The sequence below is a fragment of the Bombilactobacillus sp. ESL1202 genome (assembly GCF_058107125.1).
Genome location: NZ_CM176590.1, coordinates 1210325 through 1226937, shown reverse-complemented (window position 1 = coordinate 1226937; position 16613 = coordinate 1210325). Strand labels below are relative to the sequence as shown.

Sequence of the window (16613 nt, the reverse complement as noted above, 5' to 3'; positions counted from 1 at the left end):
AACATTATATTACTGGTATCTTGTGGTTGCAATTTTTCACTTACAGCTTGTCATCGTGAGACTTTTTTAACAATTCTTTCACATTAGTTTTACTTTGTGCTAGAATGAGGGCTTAAGTAACTTCGTTAAGATGTCATAATCTTGAAAGGGGTTCAATCCATTATGGCAGAAAAAAAAGCGTTGTCCCGTAGTCTATCAGCCAGACACGTCAGCATGATTGCATTAGGGGGAACAATTGGTACCGGATTATTCTTAGGTTCTGGTGAATCAATTCATAAAGCTGGGCCTTTAATCTTATTAATTTATCTATTAACCGGACTCTTTGTTTTCTTAATGATGCGGGCTTTAGGCGAATTATTATTGTCAGACACGCATAAAATAATTTTTATTGATTTTATCAAAGAGTACTTGGGAGAGCGCTGGGGTTTTATCATGGGCTGGACTTATTGGCTCGGCTGGTTAGTGATTGCAATGTCCGAACTCACAGCAGTGGGGACTTATATGCAGTTTTGGTTTCCTAAAATCCCAACTTGGATTTGGGAATTAATCTTTTTAGTTATCTTATATTCGATTAATATCATTGCCGTCAAAGCCTTTGGCGAAACAGAGTTCTGGTTTGCACTCATCAAAATTGTCGCCATTTTAGCCATTATTGCCGTCGCCGTTATTATGGTCGTTTTACATACGAAAACTAATCACGGCTATGTTCAATTAAGCAATTTATGGCGTTTTGGTTTTACTTCTGGTAAGACCAAAGAAATTATTGCGGCTTTTCAAATGGCGTTCTTTTCCTTTCTCGGAGTTGAATTTGTGGGTGTTTCAGCAGCGGAAACTAAGGATCCGGATACTAATATTCCGCATGCGATCAATTCCGTCATCATGCGTATTTTAATTTTTTACATTGGGGCTTTAGCTGCCATCATGATTATTCAACCGTGGCCCAATTACAGTGCTGGTCGTTCGCCTTTTGTGCAAGTATTTGGTGGCATTGGCATCAAGGCAGCAGCGGGCATCATCAATTTTGTGGTGTTAACGGCCGCCGCTTCATCATTAAATAGTTCCTTATTTACTACCGGACGGATGTTATATTCCATGTGTCCTCCCAAAAGTTACTTTGCTAAATTAAATCACCAGCAGATTCCCATGCGCGCAATTTCCGTTTCTACATTATTAGTAGCCTTAGTTGTTATTATTAATTATATTTTTCCCGAAGGAGCCTTTAAACTAATTACTTCCATTGCTTCAGCAGGATTTTTGGTTATTTATATGTTTTTGATGCTCACTCACGTCAGATATCGCGCTTCCCACAATTTTCAAATTGGTGCTCGTAAATTCTTAATGCCTGGTGCTCCCATTAGTGATTATTTAACAATTATCTTCATGCTCTTAATCTTTGGCATTCTCTTATGGACTCCAGAAACCACTTGGACGACCATCGCCACAGTGGTCTGGTTTGTTCTCATTTACTTGATTAGTTTTAAAAAAGTTAAACCAGTATAGTTGATTATTACGGGCATTGTTTTCCTTTCTGACACGACTAAATTGTAATGTAGGAAGAAAAACAATGCTCTTTTTATACTTCAAAATAAATTGGTCTATATAAAAAAGGTGCCGATGAAATTGATCATCAACACTCAATATTATAGAATCCAAAATCAGAGTATCTTTACAATAAACTATTGGTTAAAGACCAAGTAATGACAGATTTATGATTATACTGTTGGGACGGTGATTGGTGTGAGATGACATCTAACATGGGACCGTTAATTTGCTGTCCTTTGGCATTCCACCAATCTTGCGTAATATCTGTCGTTGCTGTACCATCAATTACCGGCGTTTTAAAACTGGCATATGAAGCCACAGTAGTAAAATTAGATTCATCAACTTGTTGATCTCCATACAGCTTACGATGAGAAACATTCTCTTTATTATTAGAAAGATCATTCCATTTCATCTGTAATTGCCATCTTGGTTCTCCAGTCACATCAACAACTGACAGCATCCCTTTCAAATTATTATCTTTTAGTTTATGGATACCTAAATCATGGGTCAGAATTCTTCCAAAATCTAAATCTTGCGGTACAAATAATGAAATAGCACCAATTTTTTGATTATAAATAATTGGCACATCAACACAATAGCCCTGATCTTCGCCCGCCGTAGCACTGGACTTGAACGGAACTTCAGTAGTAATCAAAGTATAAAAGCTCTTACTTGTCCAAATTTTAGTTGGAAAAGCAGTGGGATTATCGGCGGTGTTTAAAGATTCACCTACATTACCTACAATTCGTTGTTCAACTGGGACATTAGTAATTGCTTGACCGTTTAGATCTTGATAAACCGGTTTGATAATACTATTTTCTTTAATTTTAAAACTGGCGGTTTCACTGACTACCTGACTCCCATTCGTTTGGTCAATCGCATGGACATAAATTGTGTGTCCCCCAACTTTAGGCGTTGCAATAGTCTGAAGAACATTCTGATCATCGATCGTTAAATTCAAGGGCATCGTCTTAGCTTCTGCCTTTTTGGTAAATATACCCAAAGAATGTAGCTTGGGATCTTGTGTATCCGATCCAACCTTTGGTAAAACATCCTCGTCAACGGAATACCATAAATGAAAGGCCGTTTCACCAATATGACTCAGTGTTCCTTTTAATTTCAGTGCTGGTAAATCTTTGTTTTGATAATCATATTTATAAGTTACGGGACTTTCTGTGTTAATAACCGTTAAATTGGGGCGTGAATACCAAACATAAGTCTCACTAGTTTCACGAAATTTAGCCAGACCTTCAGACAACTCATCTTCGTCACGATAAATTGGCCCTGCAGGATGAGTAACACTCCCCGTTCCCACGGCTTGCCACCATGGTTCAAAAATTTTATGTGGAACTCCATCTACCAGAAATTCATCTGAATTATAATAAAGACTGGGCATGTTAAACATAGAGCCAGAAGCCCAATCATCAAATTCAGGGATAGCCTTCACCCCCAGTGTTATTTCATGTAACCTTGGACATTCATAAAATAAACCATAAAGAGCTCCGTTTACATCATACGCTATTGAAGAAAAATCAAAGTTTGTCAAATCCGCAGTTTCTAGACTCCAACAGCCACGAAACATGCTATTCATCATTTTAACGTTAGGTGTATCAAAGCTCAATAAATCTAAGGACGTCAAACTACCACAACTGTAAAACATAAAACTCATATCTTCAACTTTAGCTGTATTCCAGTTTGATAAATTTAATGAATCTAATCCCCTACATTCATAAAACATTCGATCCATTTTTTTAACGTTTGCTGTATTCCAGTGAGATAAATCTAGGAACCTTAGTGCTCCACACTGAAAAAAAGCATTACTCATATTGGCAACTTTCGCTGTATCCCAGTTTGATAAATCTAGGGCAGAGATCCTACCACAGCCCGAAAACATGCTGTCTATAGTCTCGACATTAGAAATCTTGAGCTTAGAAACATCTACAGATGTCAAAGCCCGACAATTAAAAAACATATAGCTCATATCTGTAACATTAGAGGTGTCAAAATTTGATAAATCTAGGGCAGTGAGACTGCTACAGGCTCTAAACATAGCTTGTGTGGTCAAAACACTAGAAGTATTTTTTAACTGAGAAAGATCTATAGCTAACAAACTAGAACAATATTCAAACATACTATTCATATTCCTAAGTTTAGGTGTATCAAAACCTAATAAATCTAGTGAGGTTAGTTTTGTACAGTAATAAAACATTTTTTCCACAGTCAAAACATCAGTAGCCTCCCAGTTAGCTAAATTCACAGAATTCAAACTAGAATAAGCGAACATTTCTTTCATACTCGTTACTTTAGATACATCCAATGTTGATAAATTTAGGGAGGTCAGTCCTGTAGAAGAATAAAACATTTGGCTCATATCTTTAACATTAGAGGTATCAAACGTTGACAAATCGAGGGATTTTAGCTTTCCAATTCCATAAAACATTGATCTCATATCCGTAACATTAGAAGTATCAAATGTTGACAAATCGAGGGATTTTAGATTTTTACAATTGCTAAACATTGAGCTCATATCCGTAGCATTAGAAGTATTTAAATTATTCAAGCCCTCAAAGGTAGTGACAGAATTAAGATTTGCAAAAATACCATATGAATACTCATTTAACTTAACACCCTCATTGATTTTAACTTTAGTAATTAATTTATTGTAGCCGTCAAGTCCCCAATTACCACCATAAAAATTATAAGGATATCCTTGATTAACCCGCGTGCCTAAAGTACCGGCATTAATAGTCAATAGTCCGTCAGAATCAACCGTCCATTTACAGGTTCCGGAAATCCCCGAGATTGGATTAATACTTATTTTTTGGTTTAATATATTGTTTTCAACGGCAATTTTGGCAGATAATGGCTGAATAACATCGCCATTTTCCAATAAGTCCTCATCCGCATTGACCTTAATTGCTTGCGCTATCGATAAACTAGTATTTGCATTCATTAAATTTGAGCTCTTGCTTGCAATGCTTTGCGCAGATACGCTGGTTAAACTGAAAAAAGCCAAAACTAAGGTAAAAGATATAAACAAGCTGCATAGTATTTTAACTAAAAATTTAATATTTCTAAGCATTACTTTCCTCCATAAAAAAGTGAAACTCAAGCGAAATTTCGGATATAGTCACAATAATTATCAATGAAGTAATTTACTAATTACCGTTATTCAAAAGATTAGGTTAAAAGAAATTTTTTTGAATAGTTAGCAGATATTTTTTATCATATTAAATAAATGTTTCACAATTAGTAAACACATATTATAACGTATCTATATCTTAAATTATAATCATTTTTTAATAATTACCAGCACTTTTTAAGGAAAGAGCATTAATTAATGCTTATTTAGTCAAAATCTAAAATAAACACTTTTTAACGTAATATTAATTGTCTATAATTATCATCTGCGATTTGTGGCGAGTTTGATTTGAACTGTCTAAACTTTAATTACTACTTTTGAGCCGTACAAAAAGATCCTCCTAAAAGTTACCCGACTTTGGAGGATCTTCTCAATTAAAGATTATCTTATTTTTATTATTCTGGTGACAAATCGACTAACTATGCTTGGTACCGTAATTGACCATCTAAATAAGTGGCTTGTAGTTGCATTTGGGGATTTAACACAATAAAATCAGCCGCGCGTCCCGGTAAAATGGCTCCCGCACTCTGTTCTACATGAATACTACGTGCTGGTGTCGCCGTAGCCATTTGAATGGCCATTTGGGGTGTCACTGTATTCCAATCAACTAAATTTTTAATCGCGTCTTTTAATTGAAGAATACTGCCCGCCAAATTGTGCGTTTCATCTTTTAAACGCACGGTGCCATCGGCTACTGTGACCGGTAATTCCCCTAACATGTAATCACCATCAGGCATCATGCCAGCTGACATACAGTCAGTCACTAAAACAACATGTTCAGGTGATTTTTGTTTAATTAAAATTGCCGCTGCATTAGGATGAACATGATGACCATCACAAATTAATTCGTCATTCACATTATTTAAACCCATCGCAGCCCCTACCATTCCTGGTTGTCGGTGATTTAAGCCACTCATACCATTATAAGTATGGGTAAAAGTTGTCGCTCCCGCTTCCACACAAGCTTTAGCTTGTTCAAAGGTTGCTGAAGAATGACCTAAAGCCACTACCACGCCGGTTTGACTAATGGCCTGCGTAAATTCCACAGCGCCTTGGCGCTCGGGAGCAATGGTAATCTGGCGTAACAATCCCTGAGCTGCATCTTGCCAGTCATTAAATGTATCAACATCAGGATCACCAAAATACTTGGGATTTTGGGCACCCTTATGTTCTGCTGTAAAAAACGGTCCTTCAAAATTAATGCCTGCCACTTTAGCGCCCGTAAATTGTTGATAATTTTGGGCAATGGTTTGACAAATTGCTTCGAGCTGTTCTTTAGAACCCGTAATCGTTGTGGGCATCCATGAAGTCACTCCACATTTTAATAACGCTTCCGACATTTCATTTAAACCCGGCGCATCATTATCCATTACATCATGACCTGCTAGGCCATGAATATGCGTATCAATTAAGCCCGGTGCGATCCATTGCTGGGTATAATCTAAGATTTCACCTTCAGGACGTTGGTTTTCAGGAAAATATTTACCAAATAATCCGTCGTCAGTAATCGCTAGATAACCGCCATTTTCGGTCGTATTTTTGAGAAAAAACTTGGCTGCATGAATATATTTCATTAGTTTTAACCTCCATTAAGGTCAATTGTAACGAGCTTACCTCTGAAAGTAAAATCAGCAACAAAAATGAGACCGAAACCTTGAGCAAGCACTTTCTTTTGGAAGGATAGCTCATTTGATTTTTATCTCATTTTAACAAAATTAAACATAAATTGGTTCCGATTAGCTAGTTGACACTTCGTTAATCTAAAGCATTATTAACCGTCCACGTCACTGTTGATTGATAATGAGCGGCCGCCGGTTTATCTTGAGTTGGTTGTAAATAAATTCCTTTTTTAGCACCTGTATCTGGCCACCAATCAGCCGCAAATTGAGCTGGTGAACTGGTGTTAACGCTGGTTTGAAAGACCGGCACATTACCACTATTAATAATTTGTTCGGCCCCCGCAGTGCCATTTTGATAAACTAAGTTAAAAATTTCATTCGTGGAAGTACACCGTACATCGATTGTATAGTGAAAACTATGATTAGATCCCGGTGCTGGCACTTCATATTTCAATTGATAAGCCGTCAGTTTATCAGCCGTTGTCGCGGGACGATAACGATCTGTTGTTTTAACAGTCGTCCGCGTATGTCGGCCAAAATCAACATTTTTCGGAACAGTTAAGGTTACATCATACACATTGTTATAAGTTAAAGTTCCTGAACTACCCAAGTCTAATTGCGTTGTTGGTTCTTCAGGATCCGTCGTTTGTAACGTTGAGCCATGTAACGCCAAATTGGTAGCAGCCGCTTGTTTATGATAGGTCAAAGTCGTATCTACTTCAAAACTCGTGCCCGCGGGAAAACTAGTCCCCTTCAAACCAAAGTCACTAGGCTGATAAGTTTGACCATACGAAAAATTACTCAATGTTTGATCTGCTTGATTAGGAAGGTGCAGAATTAACTTGGCTTTAACAGCGGTGACACCCGCTCCTGAACTAGCCGGTTTAGTTAGCCGAAAATCTTTTAAACCAACAGTATTCAGCTTGGGATCATAGCAATCTTTTTGCAAGTAATGACCACTCGTCAAGTAAGCTTGGTGACTAGCAGCATTCGTTGAATCCAACAATTGCTGCGGAGTATTTTGGTTGTACAACTCTTTATAAGCATTAAAGCCCGGCACATTTTCGACATGATAGTTATACTGTAATAAATCTGACGTAGCTAAATTACCAGCACTATCCGGCTTAACGTAAGGACTAAGACCTTGTTGATCATCATGACCTTGAATATACAAAGTGTGATCACCCGGCGTTTGGGTAACTTGACTAACGTCCCAATTATGGGATGTTAACTTAGTCGAAGTTGGGGCAAAGGAGACAGTTTGTGCCTCTGCTGTAGCAGGATTGACACTAGTTGTAGAGCCTGCATCATAACCCGTTAAATGAATCAAATTACTATCATTAATATCTTCTTGATATTCTAAGGGTACTGATACTTTGTCGCCCAATAAGACCTTGGCGCCTTGACAGACATTGTTTGTAACAGCCGTGCTCTTTTGAAAACCTAAATATAAACTATTAATATTTAAAATTTTAGTAGCGGATTCTTGGTTATTCGCCACTGCACTGACTTTAATGGTATCGTTAGGCTTTAATTGCAATGGTGAACTAGCATTAGCCTGATTATAATCTTTAACAGCCTGGTCAATATCAAATGAAAAGTTCGTTGTGCCCGTCGGCCACGTAACAATTTTATTATTGCTTAAATACAACGGCTTATTGGATACCATGGCGCCAATCCCCGTGATGTTTGTAGGATTATTAACATCATAGGCAATATCATCTTCATCGTTTAAAACATCTGGCAGCGACGGACTGAATGCTGGCAGATAACTACCAGCCGAATTAGTAAACTTGCTGACGCGGTAACCTTGAGTGTCACTGTGATCAGCGTTTAAATTGGCTACCGTGCCCAAATCGTAATCCTTGATCCCGTCATTCACAATAACTTTTAACATTGGCGGATTAGGATAAAAATTATCTTTGGAAGTATTCAAATTGCCTTGAACGACTCGTGTTCTAGGATCAATGACGGGCGTCTTTAAATGTTCAACAGGACCATCAATCCCTGAAAAATGAATATGATTAAATTCTTTGGAGATCCCCGAATTATTAGCTGTCTGCATTTGATTTAAATACAGTAACAACCGTTGAATCTGGGACGGATCACCAGTCAAGTCATCTGGTGGGGTTTTGAGCACAAATTTGGTTAAATCAATATAACCCATGCCCCAACTATTAGTAAACGGAATACTTAAGTGCTGCATTTGAACTGGTTTTTGATCTGCTGGTTGTGAATCACTCATTCCAAAAGACACCGGCTGCGATTGGGTATTCAAACCACTAGCGCTCATTTTAATATCGTAAGCTTTAATATTAGTAGCGGCACTAGGAGCCACAATGTTCGAAGAAGCATTGGTATTACCGGCTAAGTCTAAGTCAACATTTTCTGGTTTGAACAACTTAATCGTCGTTGTTCCCGTCAGATTCAACAGTTTAACATTACCGCTACTCGTTGCTGTCCCCGCATCATCAGCTAGTTTAATATTAAAATTACCACCCTTTCTGACAATAACCGTTGAGGCACCTAAAGTGAATAAGCCTGAATTATTAGCAGTATCTAAATTATGAGCCGTGATGTTAAAATCACCCCGATTTAGATTAGCATTACCACCAGCAAAGTTAACTAGCGGTTTAGTAATCGGTCCGTAGCTATCAATATTAATAGCTTCATCATTTTGATCTTTTTGATAGCCGCCTGAATTATACGTAATATTAGAATTCGTTCCGCTCATATAAACAGCCGTTGCTATGGTCGAAGTACTGTAAGGATCATTATAATTAGCCTGATCATCATAAGCACTAATATCATTGCTCAATAATTGCATAGAATCTTTCATGGAATCGTTTTTAACAGCAATTTTCAACTGGGTATTGGGATTAAGTGTTAAATTACCAGTTCCGTTCAAGTACAAGCCTACCGAACCATTGGGGGCATTTTCACCACTGCCCCGAGGGTAAAGATTGACGGTCGCAGCGTGTTGAGCATTACTTAATAAAGTAGCATTCCCTGTTAGCTCCAACACGTTACCATTATAAGTTGAACCGTTAAAAACCGCATCGGGTTCAAAGGTGACATTAGTAACTTGCATCACCTGCTGATTAGAAGCTTGACTACTATAAACTTGTTGATCCACCGGGCTTCGATAAGTATTGAGCGAATAAGCCGTCGTTTGACCAGCAATATAAATATTGGACGTCCCACCAGTTGTCCATAAAAATTGTGAACCATAATAAGTAATATCGCGATAAAATTCGTTTGAAGTACTTTGAGCCCCATTGCCTAACCGAACAAAGCCATAAAATGTTGAACCATATAGTTTAAAATTATCTAGCGTGATATTATCTGTTTGCCCAGTAGCACTCCGCGCAAAACGTAAACTATAGTTACCAGCATTAATCTTAGGAGTACTGTGATCAGTTCCGTGATTGCCGACAATCGTTAAGTGATGATTAATACTTGAGTCTCCTGGACGTGCTGCTAAAATCGTGAAATTACCGGTTCCGCCACCATCATGACCAGTCGTATCATTGGTTACTCCACTTAAAGCCGTATTTCCCTTAAAATCATATTTTTTTAAAAGCGGCGCTAATTCGGAATTAGCGGTTGAAAAAACATCCGCTGTCACAAAGTCTAAATCCTTAACGACAATGATCCGTTTCACTGGACTAGTCCCCGTGGTCGTATTACCGCCGGTTCCTTCAGCAATATCAACCGTATTGGTGGTATTATCTTTAATCCCATAAACCGCCAACAAAAACTGTAAGACATTCCGAACGTACACGGTTTTACCACCATCAGCGTTAATATTCTCGGTGCCATTCCCCCCGCTGATGGCCCCTGGTGTGACATCAGTTGTCGCATCAGCGTACAAACCATTACTAGGCCAATTAATTTGTTTTGGGTCAATCTTCGTATAACCCAGCACTTGCAGCTGATCGTCATCCCCAAAACCAATTTTTTCAATCTCGGATTCCGATTTTAATAATGAATCGGTCGCACTCGTGACACTCGGTGGTGTTGGCTGCGAGCGATAATACGGCAACACCTGATTAAATTGTTCTAAATCTGCTTGAAAATCCTGGGTATTAGCGGCTCCTTGTACTGTCTGATTACGCCCAATTAACACTATCGTAAATAACAACAAAACAAATAATTGTCCAAATTTTCTCAACATCTTAACTTCTCACCCCGCCATTATGTAATATTTTTTAAAAACCCGAAACCTCGTTTCCTTATTTAACCAACAAAACAATTTGTTGTGAAAAATAATTTGAGATACATAAATTAATTCTAATTAGTTTTTAAAATTAATAGTTAGATAATTATAACACGAATATCTAAATCCCGAAATTCAAAGGCTGACTTTATCGCATTTAATTCGGCAATAAATTAGCTGTCATGTGTTTTTGTCATGTTAGCAGCAGACCAAGTTGAAGCACTCAGGCGCCAGAGTTTTCTAGAAAATAATTAGCTCACAAAAAAAAAGCTAACTAGACCAATTAGTGATCCAGTTAGCTAAAAATTGTCGTCAAAGTTTAATTACTCAGCTTTTTTTAAATCAAATCGTTTGGAGACTAAACCATACAAAATCCAACCCGCAAATGTGACTAATGAACCACCAACTAAAGCTTGGGCTCCCGCAGCGTATAAAGCATACAAACTATAGATACCTGCAAACAGTGCCACTAAGTTGGTAAATTGCTGTGATTTTGTTGGAACATTTTCAGCAATTTGCATTGTCCGCAAAGAAGACATGGATAACAAATATGGAATAACATTGGTGACCACCGCTAAGTTAACCAAAATAGTAAATTGTTTAGATAGCGAAGGACTAATGGTCATTAATGATAATAACGATTGAATAACTGTAATAATCACCATGCCCATTAATGGTGTTCCATTGCCAATTGTTTTCTTGAAGATTTTCGGGAAGTAACCTTCCACCGCTGAACTTCTAAAGACTTCAGCAATCGTAAATTGCCAACCCAATAATGAACCAAAACAAGAAATAACCATCAAGGCCATCACAATCTTACCAATTAATGGGGTAAACATACTGGCAAAGACTAAACCAAAAGGTGCATCCGAATGCGCCAATTTAGCCACGGGCATAATTCCTAGCATAACATTAGTGGAAATAATATACATCACAGCAGCGCCAATCGTGCCGCCTAAAACCGCAATCGGCACATTTTTCTTCGGATTTTCTACAGAGTCCATATTGGCTGATGCAGATTCCAAGCCCAAAAAGGCCCACAAAGTGATGGAAATTGATTTACTAATCCCATTCAAGAACGTAAAGTGATGCGGATTCCAACTCGCAGCATAACGTTGGCCACTAAAGAAGAACCAGCCACCAATTGAAATCACAACAACTGGAATAATAACGCCCCAAACAGTGAAGGTACTAATTTTACCAGTAATGTTCGGACCACCAAAATTCAAAACTGTTGCTAACCATAAAGTCAAAATCGTACCTATTGCTACTTGAACTGGTGATAATTTAACCCCTACCAAATTAGCAGCATAACCAACTGCAGAAATAGCAATCGCCGCATTGGCAATGATCAAAGACATGCCGTAAGTGTAATTAGATAGGAAAGAACCCGCTTTACCAAAGGAATATTCAGCATAGCCACCCATACCACCACTTTTGGAAGTATACATACCAGCCCGTGAAAAGGCATAGGCTAACGCCATCGCCCCTAAGACCGTAATAATCCAAGATAAAACAGACATGGTTCCGACTTGCGCCAAGTTAGTTGGCAACATAATAATGCCAGAACCCATCATATTAATCGCTGTCACGATTGTCAGTTGTACCACGCTCATTTTTTTCTTCTGAGCCATTTAATAACCCTCCATTAATTAAAATTACTTGTTTAAACTAAGAAATTTTATTCGGCAGAGTCATCATAAACGTAGCCGTAAGCAACTGATTTGCCATTTTCTTGTTCGAAATAAACACCTTGAATTTCGGGAGCAAAACCAGGGAACTTATTAATACTATCTTGTAAAATCAAGAAGTACTTTTGCGCCACTTCACTCCATCTTTCACCAGGAACAACACAGAAAATCCCTGGAGGGTAAGGTAAAGCTCCTTCAAGCGCAATCATGCCTTTAATATCTTTTAAAGGTACCAATTTAGCATTGTTCTTTAATAATTGAACGTTGGCATCAAATGGCGTCATAGCTTGTTCTGGCAAGTAATCGCTTAAGAACATCTTCTTTTGGTAATCCTTAGCGTTATTCCCCTTATAAAAGTCATGCACTTCTTGGCATAATTGCCGAATGGTATAACCTTGGTAACGGTCTTGATGTTCAGCATAAATTGAGGGCAAAACTTGACTTAACGGTGCATCTTGTTCAACCAACGATTCAAATTTCACAATTTGGGCTACTAAGTTATCCATTTTAACTTCTGTTTCTGCAGGAGTCATTAAGAATAAAATTGAGTTTAAATCGTTCTTTTCAGGAATAATCCCATTTTCTCGTAAATAACTAGCTAAAATGGTTGCTGGTATTCCGAAATCTTCGTATTCACGAGTTTCATTGTTAATCCCCGAAGTAGTTAATAAGAACTTGTTCGGATCAACGTAGTACTGATTGTCTTCGTAGCCATCAAAACCATGCCACTTAGCATCTTTTTCAAAACGCCAGTAATCAATATCATTCACAATGGTTTCCGTGTCGGCATCTTCCCATTTTTGACCATGAACAACTGGTGGGACAAAGGGCTTGATTAATTTAGCTTGTTTCAATAACTTCTTGCGCGCATTGACTGAAACTACTAACGCATCATGCCATAACTTCTTACCAGCTTGCCCTTCTTGCATCTTAGCATTAACGTCCAAACTAGCAAAGAGTGGATAAAATGGTGATGTGGAAGCATATTGCATATAAGCATTGTTAAAACGTTTGTGGTTAATATACCGTTTTTGACCCTTGATATGAGAATCTTTCTTGTGAATTTGTGAAGCTTGTGAAAAACCAGCTTGTTGTTTGTGCGTGGATTGGGTGACTAAAATCCCAGGATCATCTGGTCCTAAATCTAACAATAACGGTGATGAATTCTTCATCATTGGGATAAATTGTTCATAACCAACCCAAGCAGAATCAAATAGAATGTAATCACACAACGAACCAATCCGATCAACCACTTGACGCGCATTGTAAATCGTCCCATCATAAGTTCCTAATTGAATCACAGCTAAACGAAATGGCCGTTTGGCTTTAGCTTTTTGTGGATCAATCTTGGCAATTTTGGCGCGGATGGATTGTTCATCGAAATCTTTAGAATAAATGCCGCCGATGAAGCCAAAAGAATCCCGTGAAGTTTCTAAGTATACAGGAATTCCACCATTTTTAACCAACGCTGAGTTATAAACGGACTTATGATTATTCCGATCAAATAAGACCAAATCACCAGGCGCTACGGCCGCAGTAATGGCAATATTATTGGAAGTAGTCGTTCCGTTCATCACAAAGTAAGTTTTGTCAGCATTAAAGACTTGAGCTGCATGCTTTTGTGCATCCATGGCTGGACCTTCATGGATTAATAAGTCACCCATGTCCACGTCCGCATTGCAAATATCCGAGCGAAAAACATTTTCGCCAAAGAAATCATACAAAACCCGACCTGCTGGATGCTTGCTAAAGTATTGTCCGCCCTGGTGACCGGGACAATCAAATTGCAAATTGCCACGTTCAACATAAGACTTTAAGCCCTTGAAAAATGGTGGTAAAACTTGTTCTTCATATTTGACTGCTGCTTTTTCAATTGCACGACTATTCAAAGTCTTATCAATTTTGGCAGTAGCATCAATGATATGTTCAATCTTGGTCATCTCGTGCGCGATCGAATCGTCGCTACTTTTCACAACAAAAACGGGAATATTGAAACCAGTTTGAGCAACCTGATCGACAATGTCTTTAGCGGTATCGTTTACAATCACGACCGCTACATCAACGAAATCAGTCTGCTGTGGATCAACAACTTCCCGTTCAGTATCAAAGTATTGTAAAGTATCAGCCGCAGCTGCCACTTTAAATCGTTCTTTATTTAAAGAACCTTTTTTGGCTTTCGCCATTGATGGATCTACTTCGTCCATTTATCTGTTCCTCCTAAATTTATTATGCTAAAATTAGCAAGCTCATTCTACATGCAAATTTGAGCAATTACAATTTTGTCAGTAACCCAAGCGCAATTTTAGAAACAGCATAAATCCGCTCACAAATGCTATTAAATCAAGGATTTAACCCACCAAAGCAAGAGTTATTCGCGGACCACCAACTGTTACAACTTTTAGAAGATGATTATCAATATTCAAATTAGATTTAGTGTTAATTACAATAATAGTTTCATTTTTAAGAATATTTTCAATATTAAATTATGTAATCATTATAAATAGCCAAAACACATATCTGATATCTATCAAGAATAAATTTTATCTAAAATGTTAATTAAGAAAGCATTTTCCAGAGCAATTTAAACTTAAGACAGCGTAATTCGCACCAAAACTGATGTAATCAAAAAACATTACTGACAATTATTAATATCCAAATTAAATGAAATTTAGGTAATACGCTTAAGAAAGGAATAACATTTAAAATTAATAGCTATTGCTGATCTAATCCAAAGCTTCGTTGGATTAGTCGCATACTTGTTAAGTTAAAAAACAGGACAAGAAAATAGCCATCCTTAGCTTGTACAGAGCTAGATGGCTAATTTAAACTAAAAATTTTAAATAGTCGCTACTTTGGCAACTTTACTTAAAAGTCAGTGCTGGACACAATGACTCATTTTCTAGATTGACACCGGCTAAAAGAAATACCAATTTTAATACCCTATTCTGCTATAATATTAATTAGTAAAGTTAGTGCTAAGGTGGCGGCTATTCCACAAAGGGAGTGGTGCTTATGGTGTAACAATCATTCAAGCAGATCCTAGAGAAAGGAGTAGCCAGATTGGTTTGGATGATCGTTGTTTTGGAATCCATCTATTGGTCTGTAAAAACAATTCACGAAATTGTTGATACAATCATAGATATTCTAAAATATCGAAATTCAAAGTAACAAAAAAGCCGTCTTAGCTCTGCAGGAGCTGATGGCTTTAAAAGTTTAATAAAAATTTTGAATAGCCACCGCTTGGGCAACTTTGCTAAGAGTCAGTGTAACAGCACTGGCTCTTTTTCTATACCTATACTAACACAAGTTAAAAGAAATACCAGTTGTAGCGTATTATTCTGCTATAATATTTATTAGTAAAGTTAAACGCTAAGGCGGTGGCTATTCCAGAAATGGGGTGGTGCTTATGGTGTAACAATCATTCAAGCAGATCCTAGAGAAAGGAGTAGCACAATTGGCTTTGATGGTCGTTGTTTTAGAAATCATCTATTGGTCTGTAAAAACAATTCACGAAATTGTGGATATAGTCATAGATATTCTAAAATACCGTAACTCAAAGTAATAAAAAAACCGTCTTAGCTCTACGCAGGAGCTGATGGCTTTTCAAAGATTACCTAAAATTGAATAGCTACCGCTTTGGCAACTTTACCAAAGAGTCGGTGTGTCCAGCACTGGCTCTTTTTCTATGCCTATAGTAACACAAATTAAAAGAAATACCAGTTATAGCGTATTATTCTGCTATAATATTTATTAGTAAAGTTAAATGCTAAGGCGGTGGCTATTCCAGAAATGGGGTGGTGCTTATGGTGTAACAATCATTCAAGCAGATCCTAGAGAAAGGAGTAGCACAATTGGCTTTGATGGTCGCTATTTTAGAAATCGTCTATTGGTCTGTAAAAACAATTCATGAAATTGTTGATACAATCATAGATATTCTAAAATGATATGCACCCCAAAAAATAGGACAGATTTTTAAACTTTAACTTAGGACTAATTTCCGATACTCAATCGGAGTTAGTCCTTTTAATTTGTTAATTTGATTTTGATTCTTTGATTATTATAGTAACTGATATAAGATCTGATTGCTACTTCTAATTCTGTTAAATTCTGAAAATTTTTCTCAAAGCCATAAAACATTTCTCGTTTGAGAATACCAAAGAAACCTTCCATGAGCCCACTATCTAATGAATTTCCTTTGCGGGACATTGATTGTTTGATTTGCTTCTTTTGCAGTAATTCTTGGTACTGCGCATGTTGATACTGCCAGCCTTGATCTGTATGCAGAATTAAATTATCTAGTTTAGGATGTTTTCGTACCGCTTGCTTTAACATGTCCATTGTTTGTTTGAGATTCGGACTACGAGAAATATTATAGGCAATGATTTCTTGCGTACACCCTA

Annotated in this window: 6 protein-coding genes and 1 pseudogene; 1 reads left to right on the top strand and 6 read right to left on the bottom strand. The window is 37.4% G+C overall.

Annotated elements, in window-relative coordinates; all coding sequences use genetic code 11:
- Positions 1-162: 162 nt before the first annotated feature.
- Entirely contained in the window at positions 163-1500 is a 1338-nt protein-coding gene (locus AC3B7A_RS05420; RefSeq protein ID WP_489755116.1) for an amino acid permease, read from the top strand.
- Positions 1501-1666: 166 nt separating this feature from the next.
- Here the strand turns inward: AC3B7A_RS05420 and AC3B7A_RS05415 are convergent, their stop codons facing one another.
- From AC3B7A_RS05415 to AC3B7A_RS05390, 6 genes and pseudogenes are all read right to left on the bottom strand, one after another.
- Entirely contained in the window at positions 1667-4495 is a 2829-nt protein-coding gene (locus AC3B7A_RS05415; RefSeq protein ID WP_489755115.1) for a BspA family leucine-rich repeat surface protein, read from the bottom strand.
- A 608-nt stretch (positions 4496-5103) separates the two neighbouring features.
- Positions 5104-6258: an N-acetylglucosamine-6-phosphate deacetylase gene (gene nagA / locus AC3B7A_RS05410; protein ID WP_489755114.1), complete on the bottom strand. Its 1155-nt coding sequence runs from the start codon at positions 6256-6258 to the stop codon at positions 5104-5106.
- A gap of 181 nt (positions 6259-6439) precedes the next feature.
- Complete coding sequence (locus AC3B7A_RS05405) at positions 6440-10480, bottom strand: hypothetical protein (protein WP_489755113.1); 4041 nt, start codon at positions 10478-10480, stop codon at positions 6440-6442.
- Positions 10481-10845: 365 nt separating this feature from the next.
- Complete coding sequence (gene potE, locus AC3B7A_RS05400; RefSeq protein ID WP_489755112.1) at positions 10846-12156, bottom strand: putrescine-ornithine antiporter; 1311 nt, start codon at positions 12154-12156, stop codon at positions 10846-10848.
- A 47-nt stretch (positions 12157-12203) separates the two neighbouring features.
- Entirely contained in the window at positions 12204-14417 is a 2214-nt protein-coding gene (speC, locus tag AC3B7A_RS05395) for an ornithine decarboxylase (protein WP_489755111.1), read from the bottom strand.
- A 1775-nt stretch (positions 14418-16192) separates the two neighbouring features.
- Positions 16193-16611, bottom strand: a pseudogene (locus tag AC3B7A_RS05390) (transposase); the annotation flags it as partial.
- Positions 16612-16613 lie beyond the last annotated feature (2 nt).